The sequence below is a fragment of the Aeromonas sp. 160P genome, from assembly GCF_055193095.1.
The window spans coordinates 2,333,436-2,357,885 of sequence record NZ_JBUXKV010000001.1; the positions used below are offsets into that span (position 1 = coordinate 2,333,436).

Genomic DNA, 24,450 nt, shown 5'->3' on the forward strand with positions numbered 1-24,450 from the left:
GCCGCGCCGTTTTTTGTGCTGATTGTCGCCAGTCGCGCCCTCGCAGCCGGGAGCAAAGGCCCGGTCTGTGATCCCATGCCGGGATACGGGGCCGTCAGCCGGGTAGACTCTCCCTTTTATCGCTGGGCTTGTCGCCGTAGGAATTTCTCATGACCCATAAAATTATTCTCGATACCGACCCGGGTATCGACGATGCCATGGCCATTCTGTTTGCCGAGGCGCACCCCGCCATCGAGCTGCTCGCCATCACCACCGTTTTTGGCAACGCCACCATCGACAATGGCACCCACAACGCCCTCTGGCTCAAGCAGAAATATGGTATGAAAGCGGATGTGGCCAAGGGGGCGGCCGCGCCGCTGCTGCGTGAACCGGTCGGCCCCACCACCATAGTCCACGGCATGAGCGGCTTTGGCGATATAGAGGCAGGGGCAGTCACCATAGCCCCGGATCCCCGTCCCGCCTGGCAATACATGGTTGACGCGCTGAAAGCGGCGCCGGGGGAGATCACCCTCGTCACTATCGGCCCGCTCACCAATCTGGCGCTGGCGCTGCAACAGGCGCCCGAGATTGTCTCGCTGGTAAAACAGGTGGTGGTGATGGGGGGCGCCTTTGGCGTCAACGGCCATCGCGGCAACGTGACTCCCTATGCCGAGGCCAATATTCACGATGATCCCGAAGCCGCCGACCGGGTCTTTACCGCAGACTGGCCGGTGGTGATCATCGGGCTGGATGTGACCCAGCAGAGCTTCTTCAGCAGCGCCTATCTGGATGATCTCAAGGATAAGGCGGGGGAGCCGGGCCGCTTCCTGTGGGATGTCAGCCGCTTCTACCTGCGCTTCTATTCGGAGCGTATCGGTCTGGATGGTTGCCACGTGCACGATCCCTCCGCCATCGCCTACGTGATAGATCCGACCCTGTTTACTCTGCGGGAAGGGCCGGTGCGGGTCATCAACGAGGGGCCCGCCATCGGTCATACCCTGCAAAAATTTGATGGCAGGTCCCACCCCCACGACGGCTGGGCCGACTATCGTGCCCAGCAGGTCGGGGTGGCGGTGCGCGATGAGGCGCTGCTGGCGCTCTATCGCGAGACGCTGGTAGCCTGGGGCAAGGATTGCTGAGGGTGACCTTGTATCGCGGTAACGCGGGGGCTGTGATCGGCGCCAAACAATCGGGGCGCACCGCCGCTTATACTGCCTGATATCAAGACCTTGGGAGGGATGGAGATGGCCTGGATTTCCTTGATAGTGGCGATTGCGCTGATCTGGTGGTTGATGAAGCTGGGACGTGGCGCCCTGTTCGAGATCCGCCTTGCCCCCGGCAAGGTGGTGGTCAAGCAGGGCAAGGTGTCGCCCGCCTTTATTGAGCATGCCAAGCAGATCCTGCGCCACGACACGGTGCGCGGTCGCATTGTGGGACATCGCGATGGCGATGGCGTGAAGCTGGTCTTCTCTCGCTCCATCCCCGAGCCGGTGGCTCAGCGTTTTCGCAATATCTTCCCCTATGGCGATTACCGCCAGCCAACGGCGCCGCTGCCGGGTCCCAAATCCCGCAAGGGATAAGCAGCTGAGCGCGGTTCATCAATAGCAAACGGGCCTCCAGTGGAGGCCCGTTTTTTATGGCGCTTGGCCAAGAGAGAGCTGCTTGCCCTTACTCCTTGCCGTGCAGCTCGCGCTGGGCCTTGACCGCCGCCGCCTTGACCGCCGCCGCCTTGACCGCCGCCGCCTTGACGGCGGTGCCTTCATTGCCCCAGGAGGCGCGCAGGGTGTTGACCAGCTCGGCGAGCCGCTCGTTATCCAGGGTCCAGCCATAACCCGGCATGTGGTAACCCAGATGGCCGTGGGTGACCGGGGTCTCGGCGCCGTGCAGCAGCACGTTGATCAGGCTCGACGGATCGCTCGCCAGCACGGTGCGGTTGTTCACCAGCGAGGGGATGACGTGGTCATTGCCCTGACCGTTGACCCCGTGACAGGTGGAGCAGTACATGGCGTAGTCCGCCTTGCCGCTGGCACTGGCGTAGGCGCGGGCCCCTTGCTCAGTGACCGGCTCATCTTTCAGGTCGGTGAGGTAGGTGGCGATGCTGGCCAGATCGGCGTCGCTGAAATACTGGCTGCTGTGAGTGATCACTTCCGCCATGGGGCCCGCGACTGCTTCACGCTGGCTGCGGCCGGTTTTCAGCAGGTCGATCAGCGCCTGCTTGCTGTAACGGCTGCCGCGAATATCGGGGGCATACCAGCCATCGAGGGCGGCACCGCTCAGGTAGACGGGGTCCGCCTCGGTCAGCGCTTTCTCCTGCATGCCAAACCCGCGCGGGGTGTGGCAGCTGCCGCAGTGACCGGCACCCTGCACCAGATAGGCGCCGCGATTCCACTCTTCACTCTTGCCAGCCACCGGGGTGAAGCGGCTGTCATCGTGGTAGAGCCAGTTCCAGCCCATCAGCGGCCAGCGCATATTGAGCGGCCAGGGGATGTCGCTCTCCTTGTTGGCGATGGCCAGCGGCTGCACCTCCTTCATCAGATGGTGATAGAGATCTTCGAGATCCTTATCGCTCATCTTGGCGTAGGCGGTGTAGGGCATGGCCGGATAGAGCTGATGCCCGTCGCGGGCCACCCCTTCTCGCATCACCTTGATGAACTCCGGCAGGCTGTAGTTGCCGATGCCGTGGGTCTTGTCGGGGGTGATGTTGGTGGCAAATACGGTGCCGATGGGGGTCGGGAACCCTTTGCCGCCCGCCAGCGGCTTGCTGGTCTCGCTGGTGTGACAGGCGGCGCAATCGCCGAGCTTGGCCACGTATTCACCGGCCGACATGGCGGGGGCTGCGCTGGCGGCAAGGGCGGGCAGAGCCAGCAGCAGGGCGCTGGCCGTCAGTGACAGGACGCGGCTCATTGGGCACCTCCCTTGCTGATGGCCACCAGCTCGTTGACGGCGCGCCATGCTTCGTCGATGGCGGCGTGGGCGTAGGGGCTCCAGCCTGCATCCGAGTTGGCGATGGTGATGTTGCCGATTGGCTGGCGACCCAGTTCAATCCATTTTTCGCACTGCGCTTCGTCATCAAACAGGGTGTTGGTGACATAGGAGTAGCCGTGAGACCAGCGGTTGACCGTGATGGCGAGGATATCCTGCTCATGGTTGAAACCGGCGCTGCCCAGCATCCCCTGCAGCTGTTCGCGGATCATCTGCTCATGCTGCTCGAACGGCATGCCGAGGATCATGGCGCGCCCCTTGCGGGACTGCTCGCGGGCCGACAGGCCGCTGCCCGGCAGGGTCGGCACATAGACCATGTGCAGGCACATCGGCTGATCCGGGCTCTTGGGATGCTCGTAGCCCCCCAGGTTGACCGGATAGTCGAGCTTGACCCGGCTGTAGGGGGCGGCAGGGGAGTAGACCTCGTGCACCCCCAGCTTGACGAAGGCTTGCCAGTTCTTGATCACCACCTTGGTGTAGACCAGCGGCGCCTTGGCGTTCTGGCGCAGCGCCTCCTTCTGGGGCTCCGGCATCTCGGGCACCATGTAGGGGATCATCATGTTGTAGCCGGCCATGACTGACTGCTTGGCCCGTACCCGATGCAGTTTCCCCTCCTTGATGTAGGTGACATCCACTGCCAGCTTGCCATCGGCGAGGCGCACGTTTTTGGCCTGCAGCGCCGTGCTGCCAAGGCGCAGCTGCACCTTGTGCTCCGGCAGGTCGAGCTTGCTGTAGTCAAACTTGGCCAGCACCACATCCTGCATGGTGTGGCCCGGTGCCACTTGCGGAATGAGCTTGCGGACCATCAGGCGGGTGAGACCGGCGTTGCCATCGGGGAAGTGGAAGATGTAGGGGTCGTCCAGCTCCGCCTGCTCCTCGGCATCGAGGGGCGTCAGATTGAGGCCATCGAAACCCGGCAAGGCGCACAGACGCGCATCGGCGCAGGCGGTGGCGTCGATGCCGACCGCCTGGAAGTCGTTGGTGCGCTGCTGGAAGTAAGTGATCGCCCGCTCGCTGAGGCCCACTTTATCGCGCAGGAAGCTGGTGTAGCTGTTGCGGGTCACCCACAGATCCTGCTGCTCGCGGGTCATGCCGCTCAGGTAGTCGATCTTCGATTCGTGCAGCGCCAGCAGGGCGGCCTTGTCGGCATCATCGAGGGGGAAGTCGCCGATAAACTCTGCCAGCGGGCGGCCGTTCAGGCGATCGCGGGGGATGTCGTCCGCCACGTTGTGGCCCGGATCCCCGTTCACTATCTTGTTGACGCCAAAGTGCTTCTCGTCGAAATAGACGCCGCGGCTGAGCCCCAGATCCGGATAGAAGGTCTGCTGGAACCCTTTGGCCAGCTCGTCGATGTTGACCTCCAGCGCCTTGAGCAGCCCCAGCGCCACCGGGCTGTAGACCGAACGCGGCGATTGCAGGGATTCGCTGCCGCCATAACCCAGTCGCAGGCCATCGGGAGTGGTGAACTCATTGCGCTTGGCGTGACCGCCAAAGTCGTCGTGGTTGTCGAGCAGCAGGATCTTTTTATCCGCGCCGAGCAACTGCTGATAGAAGCAGGCGGCGGCCAGACCGCTGATCCCGGCGCCGACGATCACCAGATCGACCTCTCCCTCAAGGGGAATACTGGCGAAGTCATACTGCTTGCCATCGCGGGCGATGCTGTGGGCCGGTTCGAAAGAGCCCGGGTGGTTGCCGCGCAGGCCGGTGAGGGCGGGCGGGTAGGCCAGGGTTTTATCTGCCAGCGCGCTGCCACCTTCGGCAGCCTTGAGCAGATTGATGGGGGCGATGCCTGCCGCAATGGTGATGGCAACGCCATTGAGAAAATCTCTGCGTGTAATACTCATGGCAATCCCTGTGTTAGGAGAAGTAATGAATAAGTGGATTCATTATGGGAGGGAGACACAGATCCTGTTCAGGATTGGGCGCAGAATCTACCGTTATCCTCACGCTGAGTCCATACGATTGCTAATGGATTATTAAGCACCATTTTCCTGCTTGTGACGAGAGTGATGCGCTGATGGGGATGATTTGCCCTGTTGCAGGGGCGCAGATCTCCCGGCTTGGGCCGGTCAATGATTGCCGCAGCTGATTAGTTTGGGAGGCGTTCGGGCATCCCTGTCGACTCGGGGGAGTGATCGCGCTAAGATCTTAACTACTTGTTTTATCGACTCTCTTTTTACTCACTGGCGTGATAGCCACTCTGGAGGCGCAATGAACTGGTATATCTCGGTCCTCAAGCAATATGCGGTATTCAGCGGGCGGGCCCGTCGCACCGAATACTGGATGTTCGTGCTGTGCAACGTCATCGTCATGCTGCTGCTGGGCATGGTGGACAAGCTTATTGGCGGCGACAAGGAGCTGATCAGCTCGATCTATTCGCTGGCTGTGCTGCTGCCATCGCTGGCGGTGGCGGCCCGTCGCCTGCACGACACCGACCGCAGCGCTTGGTGGCTGCTGCTCGGGCTCATCCCCATTATCGGTACTCTGGTGCTTATCTACTTTATGGTCTGCAACGGCCAGCAGGGGCCGAACCGTTTCGGTGACGATCCCAAGGCGCTACCCTCGCAGGGCTTTATGGTCAGTTAAGGGGAGCTGCTGGGCCAATAAAAAGAGAGGGAGGCATGATGCCTCCCTCTCTTTTTCATTTTGATGCTCGATCAACGCTCCAGCAGCGGGGCGGAGCGGTAGCTCCACATGCCGTAGGTGCGCAGGGCGTCGCGGTAGATGCCGAGCAGCTCGCTTTCGCTCGGGGTGGCCAGCTCCTCGAGGGGCTTGTCGGGGTAGCTGACGCTCGCCACCTTGAGGTTGGCCGGACCAATCTGGTCGCAGGCTACTTCCAGCACCGTCTGGCCACGGCGCACATGGCTGGCGGAGCTCACCAGCAGCGCATAGTCAATCTGGTGGCGGGCGAGGGCATAGGCGCTGTAGAGGGCGTTATCCACCGTGCTGGTGGCGTAGTTCTCTTCAATCAGGCGGCTGCGGTCGATGCCGTGGTTGGCCAGCCAGTCTGCCATCAGCTTGCCCTCGGTCTGACGGTTCTGCGGTACGCCGCCGGTCAGGATGAGCAGCGCCTCCGGGTCGGCCTTGGCCAGCGCCAGAGTGGTTTGCAGACGGCCCAGCAGGATCTTGTCCATGCTGCCGTCGGGATTAAGGGCATAGCCCAGGGTGACGATGGCGCGTTTGCCCTCCTTGGTGGCCTTGAGCTGATCCCCGGTCAGTTCGGTCTGCAGCGGGGCGGCGGTGATCCGCTGCACCCGGGCGATGATCTCCTCCAGATCGGCGGCGCGGCCGCTGTTGCGATCCGCCACTTTCGCCAGATAGCTGCGGGAGGCCTCCTTGTTGCCCTTCACCAGTTGCCAGATGGCGAGATAGCTGTTGATGTCGAGATCATCGGGGGCGACGGCCTGCGCCTGCTCCAGCAAGGTGATGGCGCGGCTCAGGTTGCCGTTGTAGATCTGGGCGTTGGCCGCCGAGATCAGCAGGTCGGTGCGGTAGGGTTCAAGCTGGTAGGCGGCCAGCAGCCGCTCGGTCACCAGCTCCATATTGCTTGGCATCTTGGCGGTAAAACCGGCGTGGGAGATCTTGGCTGGCGACTTGTAGATCTGCAGTGCCTCGCTGAGCAGCATGTCCACCGTCTGGCGTTTGCTGACCAGGGTATTGAGATCGCGCTCCATCTGCATCGAGCTCTCGGCCGCCTGCAGGGCGAGGGGAGAGAGCGCCAGCAGGCCACCGAGGGTCAGGGCAAGAAGGGTCTGTTTCATCAAAAGGTCCTCTGTCGGGCTGAATCGCGCTGTGATGTACCGGCTTGCGGGCCGATGGGATAAGGCAAAAGTGCGTCAATTCAGTCTGTTAGTGCCAAAGAGGGGGCAATATATCAGCTAACGGCGCGGCAAACTGTGAGTCGGGGCGGGTTGCAGGGTTGCCACTGTCAGGGATGTATCCCTGTGGCAACAAAGGGCCAGCAGGGATCTAAAAGAGGCAGGGGGAACCGGCTTCCCCCTCTCTTTATCGCGATTCAAGATAGATGGGGTGTCAATCCATCGGTTTGTGAGTGTTCGCGGTCAGTTCCACATCTGGGAGACGCGGGCTTCCAGCGTCTCCTGCTGCTCTTCGGGCATATCGCTGAAGAAGTTGAGGTGGGTCTGCTCCTCCACCTGACGCACCGAGACCCGGTAGTCGGCGATCTGGCTGATGGGCACCTCTTCCTGCGGCATGATAAAGGCGATGGCCTGCAGTTTGGCCGGGTCCATCACGATCTTGTAGTAGGCGCTCGGGATTGCCACCCCCTGACCGATGGACTCTTCAGAGCCGGTAAAAATGGGGCCGGTGATCACCTGCACATCCTTGCGGGAGACCGCCCACTTGTTCACCTTGTCCTCCAGCACACGCCACGCCTTCTGGTTGAGCACCCCGATCTGCGGTGTCATGTTGCTCAGCAGGAAGCTCTCTTTCATGGTGTTCTTGTTCGATTTCATGTCCCCCGCCGGGGCCTGATGGCCACGGTCATAACCCGAACCCTTGTAGTCGGAGAGGGTGGCGCGGTAGGCAACCGGGATCTCCCTGTCCTCGGCGAAGGCATCCTTGCGTGGCACTGTGCCCTGTGCGCTCTGGGCGGTCATCCGGTAGGAGACCCAGTCCGCCACCTTGTAGTCGTAGTTGTAGCCGACGGCATACCCTTCACGGCAGAGCTTCTGATCCGATTCGGAGGGGAGGCCGAAGCGTACGTGCTCGCCGCACGCCCAGTGGGCGGCCAGCAAGGGGGTAGCAGTGAGAGTGAGGGTAACAGCCAGAACCAATCTATTGATTTTTATCATTTTTGTGATGCTCCAGTTTAGTAGGCGGAGCCATTTGACATGAGATCTGACCAGCGCTTCAATGGCTGTTTTTTACAGGTCACCGTTCTGTGACGGCTCGCCAAGATCCGTGATGTGACTGGTTAATATGTTTTAAATCAGTAGCTTGGTCGGTGCGATGATGTGCGGTTGCGCGGCAGGCAATGAAAAGGGGCCCGCGATGGGCCCCTTGTGATGAGTCGGGTCTGGCGGTTATCAGGCGGCGTTGGCCTTGTTGCCCTGGGTGCGGGCCAGCAGACCTTCCGGATTGTGAATCGCCTCTTTGGTCTTCACATCGATGACTTCGATATCGGTGAAGCGTTCGCGGTATTTGATCGCCACATCGTGAGCGAAGATAACGTAGCGAGCGTTGGCGACATCCTTGGCGGTGATGCGGTTGATGATGCCGTTGGCGCCCTGGGTCTCGACCTTGATCTTGATCCCCTGCTTGGCAGCGGCCTTCTGCAGGCTCTTGGCGGCCAGGAAGGTGTGGGCCACACCGGACGGGCAGGCGGTGATGGCCAGCACGTCTGCTTCACCTTCGGCTTCGATGATCTCGAAGCTGGTTTGGGTGGTGGTCACGTCATCTTCTTCGCTCACCGGCTTCTTCAGCAGGTTGACGATAACGGCGGTGGTCAGGGCGCCGAGTACGGTACCCAGGATGTAACCCATCTTGCCTTCTACCACCGGCAGTACAATCCAGCCACCCCAAGGGGCGTGGTTGATACTGTGCATCATGAAACCGGTGATGTTGCCGACGATACCACCAGCAACGATGGCCGGGATAACACGCATGGGGTCAGCTGCGGCGAACGGGATGGCACCTTCACTGATACCGATCATGCCCATGATGGCGGCCGCTTTACCGGATTCACGCTCTTCTTTCTTGTAACGCTTCGGAGACATGAAGGTGGCCAGTGCCATGCCCAGCGGCGGCACACAGATGGCGATACCGACACCGCCCATCAGCCAGGGCTGGGTGTTGACCTGAGTCTGGGCAAACAGGGTAGCAACCTTGTTGACCGGGCCGCCCATATCGAAGGCAGTCATACCACCCAAAATGGCACCCAGCATCACTTTACCTGAGCCTGCCATGCTGGAGAGCCAGTGGTTCATCCCTTCCATCATGGCGGCGATCGGGGCACCGATCCCCCACATCACTATGCCGCACACCAGGAAGGTGCCGACCAGTGGATAGATGAAGATGGAACCGAGCGAGGTCATGGAGTCAGGCAACTTGATCCGCTTGAGCTGATTGACCACTGCACCTGCGATAAAGCCCACCAGAATGGCGCCGAGGAAACCGGTTTGATAGTGCTGAACGGCAATCCAGGAGCCGATCATGCCCGGAGCCAGGCCCGGTTTGTCAGCCAGCGAGTAGGCGATATAGCCACCCAGCACGGCGGTAAACAGAGTCAGACCGGCGATACCCATGGTAGCCATGTCTTTGAGGAAGCCCGCTTCCGGCACGGCGCCCTTGCCGCTCATCATCACCGACAGGGACAGCAACACACCGCCCGCCACGATGAAGGGGATCATGTGGGAAGTACCAAACAGCAGGTGCTGCTTCATGGTATTGAGGCGATCCTTGAAGGTGCGATCGATGGGTTCAACCGGTGCAGTGGCAGCCGGTTTGGCGGCAGGGGCAGGCTTTGCCACTTTCGGGCCTTGTTTGAGCAGGGTCAGCGCTTGCTCAACGGTGGCGGCCGCTTTCATCTGCTCGATAAAACCGGGTTCCAGCAGGCGGGTAGAGAGCTCGGCCAGCACTTCGATGTGGTGGTTGGCGCCGCCATCCGGGGAGGCGATCATGAAGATCAGCTGGGTCGGCTTGCCATCTTCGGCGCCGTACTCGATACCTTGGCGGCTGACACCGATGGCAATGGCAGGGCGGCTGACGGCCTTGCTCTTGGCATGGGGCAGGGCGACACCTTGCTCGAAGCCGGTGCAGTCCAGCTGCTCGCGGGCCCAGACATCTTTGACGAATTGCTGTTGATCAGACACAGCGCCATCGCGCGCCAGCATCTGTGCCATCTCGTCGAACAGGGCCTCCTTGCTGGTGGCCTTCAACTCCAGGCAGATGAGTCTGCCGTTGGTCATGGTGGGTAACATCTCACTCTCCTTTCCCGTCAGGGCTAAGTCATGCGTTGCGAATTGGGCTCATTATTGCCCTCACAGGTAGGGTTGGACAGGCGATGAATGTAGCAATAACTGGATTTTTGTTGCATGGTGCTGCCGGTGTGATCCAGCTCGCAAAGTGTTGAGTAGCAACTCAATAGCTGTTTTTGTTTAATTGATGGCGGGATGTGACAGCGGTCAAGGTATGGCAGAAAAACCCTTGCAACGAGCTTTCAGGCCATTTTTTGCGGTTTATTACCCGATTTAAGGCTGATTTGAGAAATAACGGGTTTATGGCTGCACCGACGCTCCCCACTGGAAAATAAAACGGCCCGGCGCTGATTGGATTTTATCAATCCATCTGGCGTGGGCCGTCGGGTATCACAAAGTGACATTTTTGGGTTGCGTGCTGAATGTCACTTCAATGCTATGGCTCGTTACTGTTGTGGCGGGGTATTGCCCATCACGAAGTGGAGGTTGCCACCGGGTACAAACTCCTTGTGCTCGAAGAAGAGGCCATCCTTGAGCGGTTTGCCATTGATGGTTGCCGGCCGCCTTGGCGATCCGGGCGATGGCCCGGTCGTAGAAGGCGTTTCCAGACCGTGGGAGATCATGATCGGGTAGGTGTAGTTTGCTCACTCTTGTTGCTTATGGGAGCGAGGGCAGAATGGGAGCAGTAATGGTCTGCTGCGGCAGTATGTGTCCAAGGGGAGTGATTTGAGTTTGGTGACGGTGGAGGCGCTATCAGCGTTTCAGCACAGGCTGAGAGTGTGAACTGTTTGTTAACTGACACTCTGATATTAATCATTATAAGTCAACGTGTTACTCTTCGGCGTTGGGTTTAATGACCAACTTTGTGAGCAATACCGGCACCCATGTGGTCAGATGAGCTGGAAAAAAGGGCCCTGAAAGGCCCTTTGAACAGACGGTGGTGAGCCGATGGCGCACAAGGATCAGCGGTTGCTGGCGCGGGCAAAACGCCCTTCAGCCGTCACGCGATAATCGCCGGTGCTGGCGGGTACAAATGCAGATTGCCCGATGGTCAGTGTCAGATGCTCGCCATTTTGGCCAATCAGGGTGATGGGCCCATCGATGGCGAACAGGATCTCGGCATTGCCGGTGGTCAGGGCATGTTCCCCTGCGCCATAGACGCTGAAGGTGAAGTCCGGTACCGGTACGTCGAAGTGCTGTACAGTGCCTTCCATGCGCGGGCTGAGCAGGATCTGGTCGTCCGGCTTGGCGATGCAGCGGGTACAGGCCAGCAGCTCCGGCACATCCATGTATTTGGGGGTCAGACCGGCACGCAGCACGTTGTCGGAGTTGGCCATGATCTCGAGGCCGGTGCCGTGAATGTAGGCGTGGGGGGTCTGGGCATCGAGGAACATCGCCTGACCTGGCTCAAGCGTCACCACGTTGAGCAGCAGCGGCGAGAAGAGCCCCACATCCCCCGGGTACTGGTTGGCCAGATTACTGATGGTGGCGAAGGTCTCTTCATCCTGATGGGCGGCGGCATAGGCCAGCAGGCCAGCCAGCGCCTCATCCTTGCGATCACCGCTGAGGATCAGCAACTGGTGGAAGAAGTGCTGCAGGCCAGCTTCATCCTGTGACTGGCGCAGTGCCGCGGTCAGGTCGGCCAGCGCTGGCAGCGCCATCCGATCGAACAGGGCCAGGATGGCCGGGATGGCGCGAAAGCCGTTCATCGCCTGATAGCGGGTGAGGGCAAAGACCAGCTCCGGCTTGTGGTTCGGATCCCTGTAGTTGCGGTTGCTCGCCTTGATATCGATGCCTGCGGCCTCTTCTTTGGCAAAACCGGCCTCTGCCTGTGCCTTGCTCGGGTGTACCTGAATGGAGAGCGCTTGCTCGGCGCAGAGCACCTTGAACAGGAAGGGGAGTGAGCCGAAGCGAGCCTGGGTGGCTTCGCCCAACATGGCAACGGGGTTGGCGTCAATCAGGCGGGAAAGCTTCAGTTTCTCGCCGCTCAGGGTCACTTCGGAGCAGCCATTGGGGTGAGCGCCCATCCACAGTTCAGCTTGTGGTTTGCCCTCGGGATTTTTGATGCCAAACAGCGTGGTCAGAGAGTCATGACTGCCCCAGACATAATCCTGGATCGGGTTGCACATTAGAAAAAACGGTGGGTAGCTCATGGATGGCTCCTTGTATCAGAACGATTTTTTGGGAATTTCAGTCTGGCGCGGACTATAGCATGGCAGGGGCAGCGCACCGCAATCGGTTGCTCTCTGCATCTTGATCAGGATCATTCATGAGTATCATCTTTACCCAACTGTTGGACGGTTTCCTAAGTGAAGGAGAGGGCTTTGAGAAGGTGTTGTTTGCCTCTGACAAAGGGGTGCCTCCCTGCTTCAGTTATCAGGTCAACTTCCCGCGTCTCGAGCTGGTGTTCAGTGGCCACTATCTCAACCAGATCTGGTCCCCGGAGGGGGATGTGCAGTCGGTGCAGATGGGTCAGCGCGAGGCGATGTACATCCCCCCTAACGGCTGGAACAAGCCGGATTGGGACAACGACTGCTCCGTTCTGAGTCTGTTGTTTGGCAAGCGCCAGATAGGCTTCAGTCTGGTGAGTAAGCACAAGGGGGACACCGGTTTTTTCGATGTGCAAAAGCACAGCATTCAGGCCGGAGCGGGACGGGCACTCGATCATATCCTGCTCTCTCTTAATACTCTGGCGCAGGAGCAGGTGAGGGCGCCGATGGACAATTACCTGCTGCAGGCGCTGCTCAGCTATTCACGGCAACTGCTGGTGGAGTCGGAGAGCGGCCGCCCTCGCGGCTCCGATCTCTTCCACGGCATCTGTATCTACATTCAGGAAAACTTCCACCGCCCCATCAGCCGCGAATGCATCGCCGCCCGCTTCAATCTCTCCCCCAGCCACCTCTCCCGTTTGTTCCGCCAGCAGGGGCATATGCGGCTGGCGGATTACATCAGCTGGGTACGGCTGGAGCGGGCCAAGTTCATGCTCAAAAAATATCGCTTTCGTCTGGAAGAGGTGGCCAATCGCTGCGGTTTTACCGATGTGAACTATTTCTGTCGGGTGTTCAAGCTGAAGACCGGGCTGACCCCTTCCCAGTATCGATCGTTAAGTCAGCCCCAGGCCGTAACCAGCGAGCAGGAGGGGTAACGGGGCGGGGTCGGGAAGGGGTGGTGACGGCGCACTGGCGGGTGGCTACCTCTTTGGTCTGACATGCTTGCTCGCCATTTTATTATGAAAATGAATGGGCTAAGATGGCCGCGCGCAACAAACAAGTTGATAACAAACGGAAGTTAGGAGATGCCGATGGAAAGCAAAGTAGTAATCCCGACCCAGGGTCAGAAAATCACAGTCGATGCCAACGGCAAGCTGCAGGTTCCCAACCATCCGATCATTCCGTTTATCGAAGGGGATGGCATCGGTGTTGACGTAACCCCGGCCATGTTGAATGTGGTGAATGCTGCGGTCGAGAAAGCCTACAAGGGCGAGCGCAAGATCGCCTGGATGGAGATCTATACCGGCGAGAAGTCGACTCATATCTATGGCGAAGGTGCCTGGCTGCCGGCCGAAACCCTGGATTTCATTCGTGAATATTGCGTGGCCATCAAGGGCCCGCTGACCACGCCGGTCGGCGGCGGTATTCGCTCCCTCAACGTGGCCCTGCGTCAGGAGCTGGATCTCTACATCTGCCTGCGCCCGGTTCGTTACTACGAAGGGACCCCGAGCCCGGTCAAGCGCCCTGACCTGACCGACATGGTGATCTTCCGCGAGAACGCCGAAGACATCTACGCCGGTATCGAGTGGAAGGCGGATAGCGAAGAAGCCAAGAAGGTGATCGCCTTCCTGCAAAACGAGATGGGCGTGAAGAAAATTCGCTTCCCCGAGTCTTGCGGTATCGGCATCAAGCCGATGTCCAAGGCCGGTACCGAGCGTCTGGTGCGTGCCGCCATCGAGTATGCCATCGACAACGATCGCGACTCCGTGACCCTGGTGCACAAGGGCAACATCATGAAGTTCACCGAAGGTGCCTTCAAGGATTGGGGTTATGCTCTGGCCCAAAGCGAGTACGGTGCTCAGCTGATTGACGGTGGCCCCTGGTGCTCCTTCAAGAACCCGAAAACCGGCAAGACCATCGTTATCAAGGATGTCATCGCTGACGCCTTCCTGCAGCAGATCCTGCTGCGTCCGGCCGAGTATGATGTCATCGCCTGTATGAACCTCAACGGCGACTACATCTCCGATGCGCTGGCCGCTCAGGTTGGCGGTATCGGCATCGCGCCGGGTGCCAACATCGGTGACGGCGTGGCGCTGTTCGAAGCGACCCACGGTACTGCGCCGAAATATGCCGGTCAGGACAAGGTCAACCCGGGCTCCCTGATCCTCTCTGCCGAGATGATGCTGCGCCACATGGGCTGGGTCGAAGCGGCCGATCTCATCATCAAGGGGATGGAAGCGGCCATCGCCAACAAGACCGTCACCTATGACTTCGAGCGTCTGATGGAAGGGGCCACTCTGCGTTCCTGCTCCCAGTTCGCCCAGGACATGATCGACCAGATGTAATGATGGGTTGATGGTCTGAAACGAAGACCTGTGTCATGAGAAAAATGCCAGTCAGTTAAGCCTGACTGGCATTTTTTATTGGCTTTTTTCACTCTGTTCTTCTGTGGCCTTGGCTTCACGCTGCGGGGATAGCTTCGCTCCCTTCTTTTCGGCAATACAAGGTTCCGGCAATACAAACTGCCCCGCTTATTTATCCAGGCCTCATCAACAGGGTTTCACCTTTCGTTACTGCAACTCAGGCAATAACCATTTGGCCATCTCGAAGTAGATGATAAGACCGGTACCATCCACCAGGGTCGCAATAAACGGCGCAGAGACCACCGCCGGATCGATGCGGAAACGACGCAGCACCATGGGGATGATAGAGGCGACCGTGGCACTCCACAGCACGATGGCGATGATGGTAAAGGTCACCACCATGCCTATTTCGGGGCCAACCCCTAAGCTCCAGGCGCGCACCCAGGCGGCCATGGCAATGGCCCCCGAGATCAAGAGGCCAGTGGAAAGCTCCTTTTTCAGCACTGTGCCGAGATTGCGCAGGCTCACCTCTCCGACCGCCATGGCGCGGACTATGGTGGTGGTGATCTGGGTACCACTGTTACCACCGGTGCCGATCAACAGGGGGATAAAGAAGGCCAGCGCGATGGCGGCCTCCAGCTGCTCCTCAAATGCCCGCAGCACAGTGCCGGTGTAGGCTTCCGCCACAAACAGGATAAGCAGCCAGCCCACCCGCTTGCGCCACAGCTGCCACGGTGTCGCTTGCAGGTAGGGGGTATCGAGCGGCGATGAGCCCCCCTGCATCTCGGCATCCTCGGTGGATTCGAGCTCCAGAATATCCGCCGCGTCATCGACGTGGAAAATACCGACCAGGCGCCCCTGCTCCTCGACCGGCAGGACCGAGAGGTCGCGGTCGATCAGCAGGCGCGCGGCCAACTCCTGATCTGCCCGGGCGTTGATCCGTACCGTCTCCCGATCCATCAGGTTGGCCACTTTAGCCAGCGGATCGGCGATCAGCAGCGTCTTGAGAGAGATACTCCCCTGCAGACGACCATCCCCATTGATCACATAGATGTGGCGAAACAGCTGGGCATTGTCCCAGGCATCGTGGATCAGCTGTTTGGCATGACCGATGGAGTCCTCTTCCCTTACTGCCAGATACTCGTGGCGCATGTTGGCCCCGACCGATTCGGTGGGCCAATCCAGCAGGGAGTAGTACATGGCCTGCGCTTGGGTCGGGAATCGAGCCAGCAAGATAGTGCGATCCTGACGGCCCAGTTTGCGCAGGATGGCCACCATCTCGCGACGGGGAATGGCCTCCTGCAACACGCTGACAATGCTGCCATGCAGTCGCTGTAGCAAGCGGGCCGCACTCTCGGCCGAGAGCGAGCCAAGTAGTTCGGCCCCTTGCGAAACGGGCAGGGTATCAAAGATGCAGTTGAGCTCTTCCGGACGCAGGGTTAGCAGTTGATCGGCGCGCTGAACCGGATCCAGATTATGTTCCAGCCAACCCTGCAGGGCAGCCAGATCGAGCAGTTGATGACGGTTAAGAATGGTATGTGTTTTCTTCATCACAAATGACCTTATGTGATTTCAGGCTAGGCCTGAACACGATCGAATATCCGATCGCAGTCTGAAAGAAAACAGCAATTTGATTGACGAGTAATAGGCAGGAAATGACGCCGTTCGGCGTGTCATCATCCCCACGTACCAGCTTTAGCACTGTATAACGTATCCGGCATGCCGGAAGCCACTTGGGTTTACACCTTAATCCGATGAAAACTGTCCTGATCTTGGGCGTCTCTGGACGTCGTGAGATCAGTGGCCTGTGTTTATACAGGAGCCTCGCCTAACGAGATGCTGCAAATAATCTGCACAACTCTGGGTTGTGCCGGCGGCATGATTATCCAATCCCGTGGGGAGGTCAACCCCGCAGCAACCATTAAATGGAAAATGGCAACAGCTTGTTACAATTGGCTGGTGATGGCACAGAACCTGTTTGCAGATCGAAGCTAAAATAAAAGGCCCCAAGCGGGCCTTTTATTAGCGGATATAGTCAAATAGCGTCAAGCGACTTATTTTGCTGAAAGAGAGTTGCGAAGCACTCAGTGCCGCATCCTCTTTTGACAGTGTCGAAATAACCTCATAGAGGTCTGCTTCTGACACCTTGGCTCTCGCCTCTGAGTTGAGGGTGCTGAGCCCTTCATTGGAGCCCATGACCGCCTCGAGACTGTTCATCCGGCCACCCAGCTCACCCAACCCATGATCGATATTCAGGCGAGCATTTTTCATATGGACGGTGGCATCAGCCACTTCCAGCGCAAAGTTATCAGCGGTAATACTGGGGTTACGTAAAGCGGTAATAAAATCTGACATCCCGTTGAGAATGTTATCATTTTCTGGTTTTTTTAGCTCAAATTGCTGTGGAGTGCCTCCGACAGGTACATTAAGAGTTAACTCCAGCCCATTAAACGGAATACCATTACCTGAAATATAATTACCGTTTGCAACAGAATTACCAGCAGCATCCTTAATCTCATAGGTGTCGGGTGTTCCGGCAGTTGTCGACACTGTATATGAATTAATTGCCAAGGATGAATTGTAATTTGCTCTATAAAAATTATCGAAATTATCCTGATCAGATACATCCACCTTGATGTCAGGAGTCAACGCACTAGCTGTTCTTCTGGTCGCCACAATTTCAAACAGATCCTGCCCAGAATCATTGGCAGCAATTTGTACTGTGGGTGACACCTGAATATTTCGCTGACCAGGATCACCCTGATAAATATATTTTCCGTTGGCATCTTTGATATATGGCTGGGTCTTGCTCTGATTGCCGCCAAAGATAAACTCACCGGACGAGTTTTTGCTATTCATCAGGTCGAACATCTGCTGCTGTAACCCTTCCAGCTCGCTGGCAATAGCCTTGCGATCATCCATGCTGATAGAGCCGTTATTTGACTTCTGGATCAGGGTCTGGGCACTGAGCATCGCATTATTAATCGACGTTAATACCGTCTCCTCATGCCCCAGACTGTTTTCCAGCAAGCTGCCATTGACCCCATACTGCTTGAACAGGTCGATCTCCTTGGTCAGTGCCATCTTCTGGCTCATCCCTGCGGGATCTTCGCCAGCAGTCTGAAATTTATTACCGGTCTGCAGCTGTTGATAGGCGGTACTCAACCGCTCATTGGCACTGTTGAGGGAATAGATATTCCGGTCGTAGATCATGTTGGTGGTAATGCGCATGACGTTACCTCACGGACGAGAGCAGTGTATCGAAAATGGTTTTGGCGGTACTGACGATTTGCGCCGAAGCGGCATAGGATTGCTGGAAGCGGATCAGATTGGCTGCCTCCTCCTCCAGATTGACCCCTGACACGCTTTCAAAGATGCCGGTGCTCTGGATCAGCTTGGATTCATTGGCCTTGAGCAAGGTTTTTGCCTGACTGGTATTGTTGCCTACCTCCATCACCAATCCGGAATAAGCCTGATTAAAGGTCATCTTGTCATTGGTGGTACCACCATTGGTGCTCTTGCGCACCAGATCCTTGTTTTGCAGTTCGGCCAATGCCAGACCATTGCTGTTATCGGCAAAGCCGTTGCTGTTGTAACTGAGCTTGAAGCTGTCCTTGGCTTGCACTGTGCCGGTAATGCTGAATTCGTAACCGGGATCCTCTTTAGGATTTACGTAAACGGGAGACCCGCCGGGAAAGGGGTCGACGATAGCCGACATCAGGTTTTGCCCCTTGCTGCTCGCAGGCGCCGTACCTTTCAGTGTGGTACCATCGGCTTGAAAAACCTGATAGTTGCCGTTGGCGTCAATCTTGACCACCTGAGGAGCCGCGGGATCAAGCGTATTGGTGCCAAAGCCAGATCCCGCCCCTGTATTGAACACCCCCCCCAGCTTGATATCAGCACTGCCGATGTTATTGGTCGTCTTCTCGGCTTTAAGCGGAGAAGCCAGAGCAAGATCTTCCGGCCGGGTGATCAGCTGGCCAAGGCCCGCCGCAGCACTCTTGGTAGGTTGCAACAACAATTTGTCACCGGCAGCCGGATTACCGGTGAGCTCGATTGAAATACCGTGACCGGTGAGTTCAAACGTTGCAGGAGGCGGAGGCGTTATGCCGGTCGCCACAGAGGTGCGATTGCCCGACTTGTCCAGCGAAAACACCTCATAACCGGTTGCGCTGCTAAAGCGCACTTCGTAATCAAATGGCGTGACTGACGTCCCCTTGCCCGGCACGAAACTGACATTGGCCCCGACCGTCCCGGTATTACTGCCGTATGGCAATCCCTTGTTGGTAGGTAGGGTGAAGATATCGCCGCCAATCTCGTTATCCAGATCCATCCCGAGGCGGTTCTGCTGATTCATCGCATCAGCCATCGCGACAGCCAACTGCCCCAGCTCACGCTTGGTGGGCTCAAGGTCGGTTCGCGCCTTGAACAGCCCGCCCATGGCCCCACCAAATGTATCGTGATCGATAGTGGCCTGATTATCCCCCAACGTCAGCTGCAACTCCTGATCCCGTGAGTCAGGATCTCCCGCAATCAGCTTGAACTGGGCGACGCCACCATCGAGGATCAACGAATGGCCGGTGCTCATATTGACCAGCATGCTGCCGTTGGGTTGAGCAACGGTGCGAATATCCATCTTCTCAGACAGTTGGCGGATCGCTTCATCCCGCTGATCAAATAGCATCAGGTTCTCTTCGGGAGAGCCCTGAGTGCGGAGTATGGCCTGATTGAGATCATTGATGCTGGTGAGCAGGCTGTTGACCTGCTTGGCTTCATCTTCGATACGGGTGTTGAGGGTAACGCTCTGCTTGTCGAGCTGCGCCGAGAGGGTATGGAAACGGTTGACCATGCCGCTCAACTCCGTCATCGCCACCTTGCGACCCCCAATCTCGGCGGGCGATTCATTGGCAGAGTGAAATGACTTGAAATAGGAGGTGATGGCCGCCCCCACACTGTTGCTGGTATCCCCCAGCAAGCTGTCAACACCCGCCAGCTGTTCGTAATGGGTCATAGAAGCGTGATAGGCGGAGGTATCACGGCGCACCTCCCCCTGCATATAGTCGTTGATCACCCGCTGGGTCTTGATGTCACCGGTACCAAGACCGATGGAATTGGTAAACACCAGCGTACGCTCACGCACATAGCCCTGGCTATTGACGTTCACTATGTTGTTACTGGTGGTCTGCAGCAGACGTTGCTGCGCCAGCACGCCCGATGAACCAATCCCAAGCAGGTCGCTTGCCATATGTTACAGCTCCATCTCGTTGTATTGGGCAATGGCATCACTGCGCAATACCTGTTTCAGTTTACTGGCGTACTGCGGGTCGGTGGCATAACCCGCCTGTTGCAGCGCCTCGAAGTAGCGGTCCGGACTATCCACTTTTGTCAGGGCCCCCTTGTAGCGAGAGCCGCAGGTGAGGAAGTCCACGTAGTCATTGAAGCTCTCTTCAAACGACTCATAGGAGCGAAATGCTGCTTTCTGACGGGAGGCGACGCCCTCTTCATACTCCAGGGTGCTGACCACTGCTTTGGGCCCTTCCCAGCGAGGATCTGCCTTGATGCCAAACAGGTTATGGGTCATCTGGCCGTCACCATCCTTGATCACTCGCTTGCCCCAGCCACTTTCTAATGCCGCTTGGGCGACCAGTACCGCCGGGCTCAATCCCAACTTGTCGGCCGCTTTCTTGGCCAGCGGCATCAGGCGATTGACGAACTCTTCCGGGGTTTCAAACTCTTTGCTACCACTGCCAGGGGCCGTGCCCGCTTCGCTGGTGGGGTGTCCCATTGGCGGTACGCTGCGATGTGGCCGACTGGGCATGGCGAGCCCATGGGGCACAGCCATCTCTTTCTCAGCAAAATCTTTGCCAACTTTTGACGCAGTGATCAATTCATCTGCGGCGGCCTTGGGTGGTTCGTAGGGTTTATAGACCCGCTCGGTGCGCTGCGGCATCTTGAGCACCCGACCATCCTGGTGAGTAAACGCCTCCGGGGAGAATTGCTTGACGACCATCTGGGCCAACCCCAATCCGCCCTTGCTGGATAGGTCGGCTACCCGTTGTTCATCCAGCATTCCTTCATAAAACTGGGTATAACTGCTGTTCATCGGGTTGTCCTGGGTCAGTACCGCATTGGCCTGACGCATGCCCTGAAACAGCATCTGGGTAAAGATTGACTCGAACTGACGCGACGCACTCTGGAGTGCTTCGGCCTGTCCCTCTTTGCTTTGGCTCATCTGGCGCAGACGATCCAGGTTCTTGATGTCCTGCACCATCCCGAGATTCATGCCGCTGTTGGTGTCAAACTCCGCCATTTTGCTTACCTCATTGCCACCCATGGCAATCACTTGCCGCTTGTTACAATATGACCAGTTGTCCTTCGATGGCTCCGGCCTGCTGCAACGCCTCAAGGATCGCCATCAAATCTCCGGGGGCCACCCCGACCTGATTCACCGCCCGCACCAGATCATCCAGGGTCGCACCGGTATCAAACTTGAACATCCGCCCCGGCTCCTGTTGCACATTGATAGTCGAGTTGTTGGTGACCGTTGTCTCTCCTCCCGCCAATGGGTTGGGCTGGGAGACCTGCTGGTTTTCGGCGATGGTCACCGTCAGCCCACCATGGCTGATGGCCGCCGGTTTGAGCTTGACCTGACTGCCGATGACGATGGTGCCGGTACGGGAGTTGACGATGATCTTGGCTGCTTCATTGGCCGGATCGACTTCCAGATTCTCGATAGTGGCCAGATAAGCCACCCGCTGGCTCGGATCGCGCGGGGCGTAAACCTTGATCGAGGTGGCGTCGAGTGCCTGCGCCATGTTGGGGCCGACCAGGTCATTGACCACATCAGCCAGGCGACGGGCAGTGGTAAAATCGGGACGATTGAGGTTGAAGGTAATGGTGTCGCCCTGGCTGAAGGAGTTGGGCACCTCCCGCTCTACCGTCGCGCCATTGGCGATACGTCCCACGGTCGGCGTATTGACGACCACCTTGGAACCGTCAGCCCCTTCCGCCCCCAAGCCACCGACCACCAGACTGCCTTGTGCCACTGCATATACCCGCCCATCAAGCCCCTTCAAAAAGCTTTGCAGCAAGGTACCGCCGCGCAGGCTCTTGGCTTCCCCGATGGCGGAAACCGTCACATCGATGGTCTGGCCCGGCTTGGAGAAGGGGGGCAAGTCAGCGTGGATCGCCACCGGTGCCACATCCTTGATCTTGGGTTTGATGTTATCCGGCACCTTGATACCAAAGTTATTGAGCATGGTGCGGAACGTTTGTTCGGTAAAGGCGTTGTTCTTCTCGCCAGTACCGGGCAGACCGACCACCAGACCATAGCCAATCAACTGGTTGTTGCGCACCCCATCAACCGAACTGATGTCCTTGATCCGGGCCGCGTTCGCCGCCCCCAAGGGCAGCAGACAGCAGAGCAGGGTAACGAGACGGAGTGACTTCATAACATCTCCTAGAGCGGCCACCAGGGGCCATTGAAAAAGCTGGTAAGCCACCCTTGCTCCTGGCTATTGGCCAGATCGCCGGTACCACCATAGTAAATTCGGGCATTGGCCACCTTCTGTGACGAGACACTATTATCCGAGGTCACATCACCAGGACGGATGAGGCCGGTAATACGGATGTACTCATTACCATTGTTGAGCATGATCCACTTCTCACCACGCACCACCAGATTGCCGTTGGGCAGCACCTTGGCCACGCTGACCGAAATATTACCCTGCAGGCTATTGCTCTGATCCGCCTTGGCTTGGCCCTTGAACGCGCTGTTTTGACCAATAGAGGCAGAGAGGTCGTAGGGGCTGGCGGTGACTGGCACGCCGCCCAACTTGACTGGATCCAGATTGAACTTGTTGTCCTTGCCACTCTGGGTATTGGCCTTTTTCGAGGCGGAGGTCGATTCCGACAGTTCAATGGTGATGATGTCGCCTACCTTGTGCGCCTTGATATCCGAATAGATGCCATTGACCTGATCCGGCTGAAAAATGGCCCCTGTCGGTCGCACCGAGACAGGATCCGACTCCCCGTAGACGGGGGAGAACTCGGGATCATCCGGCCTGGGCGTATTGGGGGTACTGCTACACCCTCCCAGCACCAGCAATCCCAGCATCCATACGGCTTTCATCATGCGCCTCCTAATTAGGTACGCTGGATCAGGAAGGACATCATGCCATCCACTGCCGAGAGAACCTTGGAGTTCATCTCGTACACCCGCTGGGCCTGGATCAGGTTCACCAGCTCTTCGGTCACGTTGACGTTGGAGGTCTCCAGCATCCCCTGCTTGATCACCCCCAGACCATCCGCCCCGGCAACCCCCTGAATCGCGGCGCCACTGGATTGGGTCTCGACAAACATGTTCTCCCCCATCGGCTGCAAGCCGCTGGCGTTGACAAAGTCGGAGATATTGACCTGCCCCACCACCTGTGAGGCGCCGTCTCCTTTGAGCTGCACCGAGACCTGACCATCTTCACCCACAGTGACGCTCTGGGCGTTTTCCGGGATCTGGATTTCCGGCTGCAGAGGGTAACCATTACCAGGGGTGACAATGGTGCCTTCATCATTGAGGGTAAACTGGCCATTACGGGTATAAGCCGCGCTGCCATCGGGCAGCTGAATTTCAAAGTAGCCGCGGCCACTGATCATCAGATCCAGCGAGTTGTCGGTGGTTTGCACATTACCCTGGCTGTGGTTTTTCTGGGTCGCCACAACTTTGGCGCCAGCTCCCAGCATCAAGCCGGAGGGGAGTTCGGTATCGGCAGAGGAACGGCCACCGGGCTGATTGATGTTCTGATAAAGCAAATCTTCGAAGATGGCCCGCGACTTTTTGAAGCCCACGGTGCTGGCGTTCGCCAGGTTGTTGGAGGTGACCGAAATATTGGTCTGCTGTGCATCCAACCCGGTCTTGCTGATCCAGAGTGCAGGATTCATGGTGTAACTCCTTGATTAGCTGATACGCAGCAGCTGGGTTTGGGCTTCATCATTCTCTTCGGCCGTCTTCATTATTTTGACCTGGGTTTCGAACTGGCGTTGCAACCGGATCAGGTTGGTCATTTCGTCCACCACATTGACGTTGCTCCCTTCAAGAGAGCCGGCAATCAAGCCAACATTGGCTGAGGCGGCCTCATTTTGACCATCCTTGCGGCGAAACAGACCATCCTGTCCCTTTTCCACGGCATCGGCAGCCGGATTGACCAGTTTGATCCGCTGAAAATCTTCCGGCAAATTGGCGGCAGCCCCTTCTGGGCGGCCACTGATGGTACCGTCACGATTGATCTCGAGTTTTTCCATCGGCATCGGCAGCACGATAGGCTGGCCACCGTCATCCACCAGGTTCAACCCGGTCGACGTTTGCAAATTGCCGGTCGCATTGACCTGTAAATTCCCCATGCGGGTATAGGCTTCGCCTCCTTTGGGGTCTTGCACCGCAATCCAGCCCGGGCCATCAACTGCCACGTCCAGATCCCGTCCGGTGGTCATCAGCATGCCATGCTGCAGATTCTGACCCGGACGTTCCGCCATGGCGAACACACGAGTCGGTAAGCCCTCGCCAAACGCCTGCATGCTTCTGGCCTGCTCAAAGTCAGACTTGAAACCCGTGGTATTGGCATTGGCGAGGTTGTTACCCCGAACAGCCAGGCTGTTCATGGTCTCTTTGGCCCCGGACATGGCGATATAAAGCAGGTGATCCATGGCATTCTCCGTCAAACAGATGACTCTGACCGGAAGAAAGCAATTAGAATGCCAACAGATGAGGGGAGGAGTGTAATAAGTGGGTTCAGGGGGATTTCGGATGTAAGGAAAGATAGAAAGAGTGGCGTCTCCTACAGATTGATTCTTGCAAGCAGCTCAAGCAACAGCGGTGATACGCCCAGAACCCTTCTACCCTAACGGCCCAGCCACAATCAGATGGCAAGTCTCGCCAGAGAGGGGCGCCAGAATAAATCAGTTAATAAACAATGCGTTGCCTATATC

At 57.9% G+C, this 24,450-nt stretch carries 20 protein-coding genes, 1 pseudogene and 1 riboswitch; of the genes and pseudogenes, 6 read left to right on the top strand and 15 right to left on the bottom strand.

Going from position 1 to position 24,450, the window contains the following annotated elements; genetic code table 11:
* Positions 1-149: 149 nt before the first annotated feature.
* A complete protein-coding gene (locus ACY8FN_RS11105; protein WP_463100037.1) occupies positions 150-1,118 on the top strand; it encodes a nucleoside hydrolase in 969 nt (322 codons plus the stop codon).
* Positions 1,119-1,223: 105 nt separating this feature from the next.
* Positions 1,224-1,559, top strand: a complete 336-nt coding sequence (locus ACY8FN_RS11110) for a DUF3634 family protein (RefSeq protein WP_463100038.1) — start codon at positions 1,224-1,226, stop codon at positions 1,557-1,559.
* Positions 1,560-1,647: 88 nt separating this feature from the next.
* On the opposite strand, the gene ACY8FN_RS11115 is transcribed toward ACY8FN_RS11110, so the two are convergent.
* A complete protein-coding gene (locus tag ACY8FN_RS11115; RefSeq protein WP_463100039.1) occupies positions 1,648-2,883 on the bottom strand; it encodes a c-type cytochrome in 1,236 nt (411 codons plus the stop codon).
* Entirely contained in the window at positions 2,880-4,805 is a 1,926-nt protein-coding gene (locus ACY8FN_RS11120) for an NAD(P)-binding protein (RefSeq protein WP_463100040.1), read from the bottom strand. Before ACY8FN_RS11120 ends, ACY8FN_RS11115 begins: the two co-directional genes overlap by 4 nt.
* Before the next feature lie 367 nt (positions 4,806-5,172).
* Here ACY8FN_RS11120 and ACY8FN_RS11125 point away from each other — a divergent pair, with 367 nt between their 5' ends.
* Complete coding sequence (locus ACY8FN_RS11125; RefSeq protein ID WP_463100041.1) at positions 5,173-5,547, top strand: DUF805 domain-containing protein; 375 nt, start codon at positions 5,173-5,175, stop codon at positions 5,545-5,547.
* A 71-nt stretch (positions 5,548-5,618) separates the two neighbouring features.
* Here ACY8FN_RS11125 and ACY8FN_RS11130 read toward each other — a convergent pair whose 3' ends face one another.
* The 4 genes from ACY8FN_RS11130 to ACY8FN_RS11145 form a co-directional block, all read right to left on the bottom strand.
* Positions 5,619-6,722, bottom strand: coding sequence for an ElyC/SanA/YdcF family protein (locus ACY8FN_RS11130; RefSeq protein ID WP_463100042.1), 1,104 nt, complete (start codon positions 6,720-6,722; stop codon positions 5,619-5,621).
* A gap of 300 nt (positions 6,723-7,022) precedes the next feature.
* Positions 7,023-7,775 (bottom strand): DNA/RNA non-specific endonuclease, encoded by a 753-nt coding sequence (locus ACY8FN_RS11135; RefSeq protein ID WP_463100043.1) that lies wholly within the window; start codon positions 7,773-7,775, stop codon positions 7,023-7,025.
* Positions 7,776-8,009: 234 nt separating this feature from the next.
* Complete coding sequence (locus ACY8FN_RS11140) at positions 8,010-9,902, bottom strand: PTS fructose transporter subunit EIIC (protein ID WP_463100044.1); 1,893 nt, start codon at positions 9,900-9,902, stop codon at positions 8,010-8,012.
* A gap of 443 nt (positions 9,903-10,345) precedes the next feature.
* Positions 10,346-10,522 (bottom strand): hypothetical protein, encoded by a 177-nt coding sequence (locus ACY8FN_RS11145; RefSeq protein ID WP_463100045.1) that lies wholly within the window; start codon positions 10,520-10,522, stop codon positions 10,346-10,348.
* Between the two features lie 16 nt (positions 10,523-10,538).
* Here ACY8FN_RS11145 and ACY8FN_RS11150 point away from each other — a divergent pair.
* A pseudogene (locus ACY8FN_RS11150) lies at positions 10,539-10,673 on the top strand (IS30 family transposase); the annotation flags it as partial.
* 188 nt (positions 10,674-10,861) lie between these two features.
* Here ACY8FN_RS11150 and manA read toward each other — a convergent pair.
* Positions 10,862-12,052: a mannose-6-phosphate isomerase, class I gene (manA, locus tag ACY8FN_RS11155; RefSeq protein ID WP_463100046.1), complete on the bottom strand. Its 1,191-nt coding sequence runs from the start codon at positions 12,050-12,052 to the stop codon at positions 10,862-10,864.
* 116 nt (positions 12,053-12,168) lie between these two features.
* Here manA and ACY8FN_RS11160 point away from each other — a divergent pair, with 116 nt between their 5' ends.
* Both ACY8FN_RS11160 and icd read left to right on the top strand, forming a co-directional pair.
* Entirely contained in the window at positions 12,169-13,044 is an 876-nt protein-coding gene (locus ACY8FN_RS11160; protein WP_068977217.1) for an AraC family transcriptional regulator, read from the top strand.
* 156 nt (positions 13,045-13,200) lie between these two features.
* Positions 13,201-14,454: an NADP-dependent isocitrate dehydrogenase gene (gene icd, locus ACY8FN_RS11165; RefSeq protein WP_463100047.1), complete on the top strand. Its 1,254-nt coding sequence runs from the start codon at positions 13,201-13,203 to the stop codon at positions 14,452-14,454.
* Positions 14,455-14,679: 225 nt separating this feature from the next.
* Here icd and mgtE read toward each other — a convergent pair whose 3' ends face one another.
* The 8 genes from mgtE to flgF all read right to left on the bottom strand — a co-directional run bounded on the left by mgtE (position 14,680) and on the right by flgF (position 24,168).
* The gene (mgtE, locus tag ACY8FN_RS11170; protein WP_463100048.1) at positions 14,680-16,023 is read right to left on the bottom strand and encodes a magnesium transporter; all 1,344 of its coding nucleotides are present in this window, start codon (positions 16,021-16,023) and stop codon (positions 14,680-14,682) included.
* 122 nt (positions 16,024-16,145) lie between these two features.
* Positions 16,146-16,315, bottom strand: a riboswitch (M-box (ykoK) riboswitch).
* Positions 16,316-16,494: 179 nt separating this feature from the next.
* A complete protein-coding gene (gene flgL / locus ACY8FN_RS11175) occupies positions 16,495-17,703 on the bottom strand; it encodes a flagellar hook-associated protein FlgL (RefSeq protein ID WP_463100049.1) in 1,209 nt (402 codons plus the stop codon).
* Positions 17,704-17,707: 4 nt separating this feature from the next.
* Positions 17,708-19,717, bottom strand: coding sequence for a FlgK family flagellar hook-associated protein (locus tag ACY8FN_RS11180; RefSeq protein WP_463100050.1), 2,010 nt, complete (start codon positions 19,715-19,717; stop codon positions 17,708-17,710).
* A 3-nt stretch (positions 19,718-19,720) separates the two neighbouring features.
* Positions 19,721-20,782 (bottom strand): flagellar assembly peptidoglycan hydrolase FlgJ, encoded by a 1,062-nt coding sequence (flgJ, locus tag ACY8FN_RS11185; protein WP_463100051.1) that lies wholly within the window; start codon positions 20,780-20,782, stop codon positions 19,721-19,723.
* Positions 20,783-20,825: 43 nt separating this feature from the next.
* The gene (locus tag ACY8FN_RS11190) at positions 20,826-21,923 is read right to left on the bottom strand and encodes a flagellar basal body P-ring protein FlgI (RefSeq protein WP_139693550.1); all 1,098 of its coding nucleotides are present in this window, start codon (positions 21,921-21,923) and stop codon (positions 20,826-20,828) included.
* 8 nt (positions 21,924-21,931) lie between these two features.
* Positions 21,932-22,603: a flagellar basal body L-ring protein FlgH gene (flgH, locus tag ACY8FN_RS11195; protein ID WP_068977212.1), complete on the bottom strand. Its 672-nt coding sequence runs from the start codon at positions 22,601-22,603 to the stop codon at positions 21,932-21,934.
* Between the two features lie 14 nt (positions 22,604-22,617).
* Positions 22,618-23,406 (bottom strand): flagellar basal-body rod protein FlgG, encoded by a 789-nt coding sequence (gene flgG / locus ACY8FN_RS11200; RefSeq protein ID WP_042022024.1) that lies wholly within the window; start codon positions 23,404-23,406, stop codon positions 22,618-22,620.
* Positions 23,407-23,421: 15 nt separating this feature from the next.
* Positions 23,422-24,168 carry a flagellar basal-body rod protein FlgF gene (flgF, locus tag ACY8FN_RS11205; protein WP_042022025.1) on the bottom strand — a complete coding sequence of 249 codons (747 nt, stop codon included), beginning with the start codon at positions 24,166-24,168 and terminating at the stop codon, positions 23,422-23,424.
* Positions 24,169-24,450 lie beyond the last annotated feature (282 nt).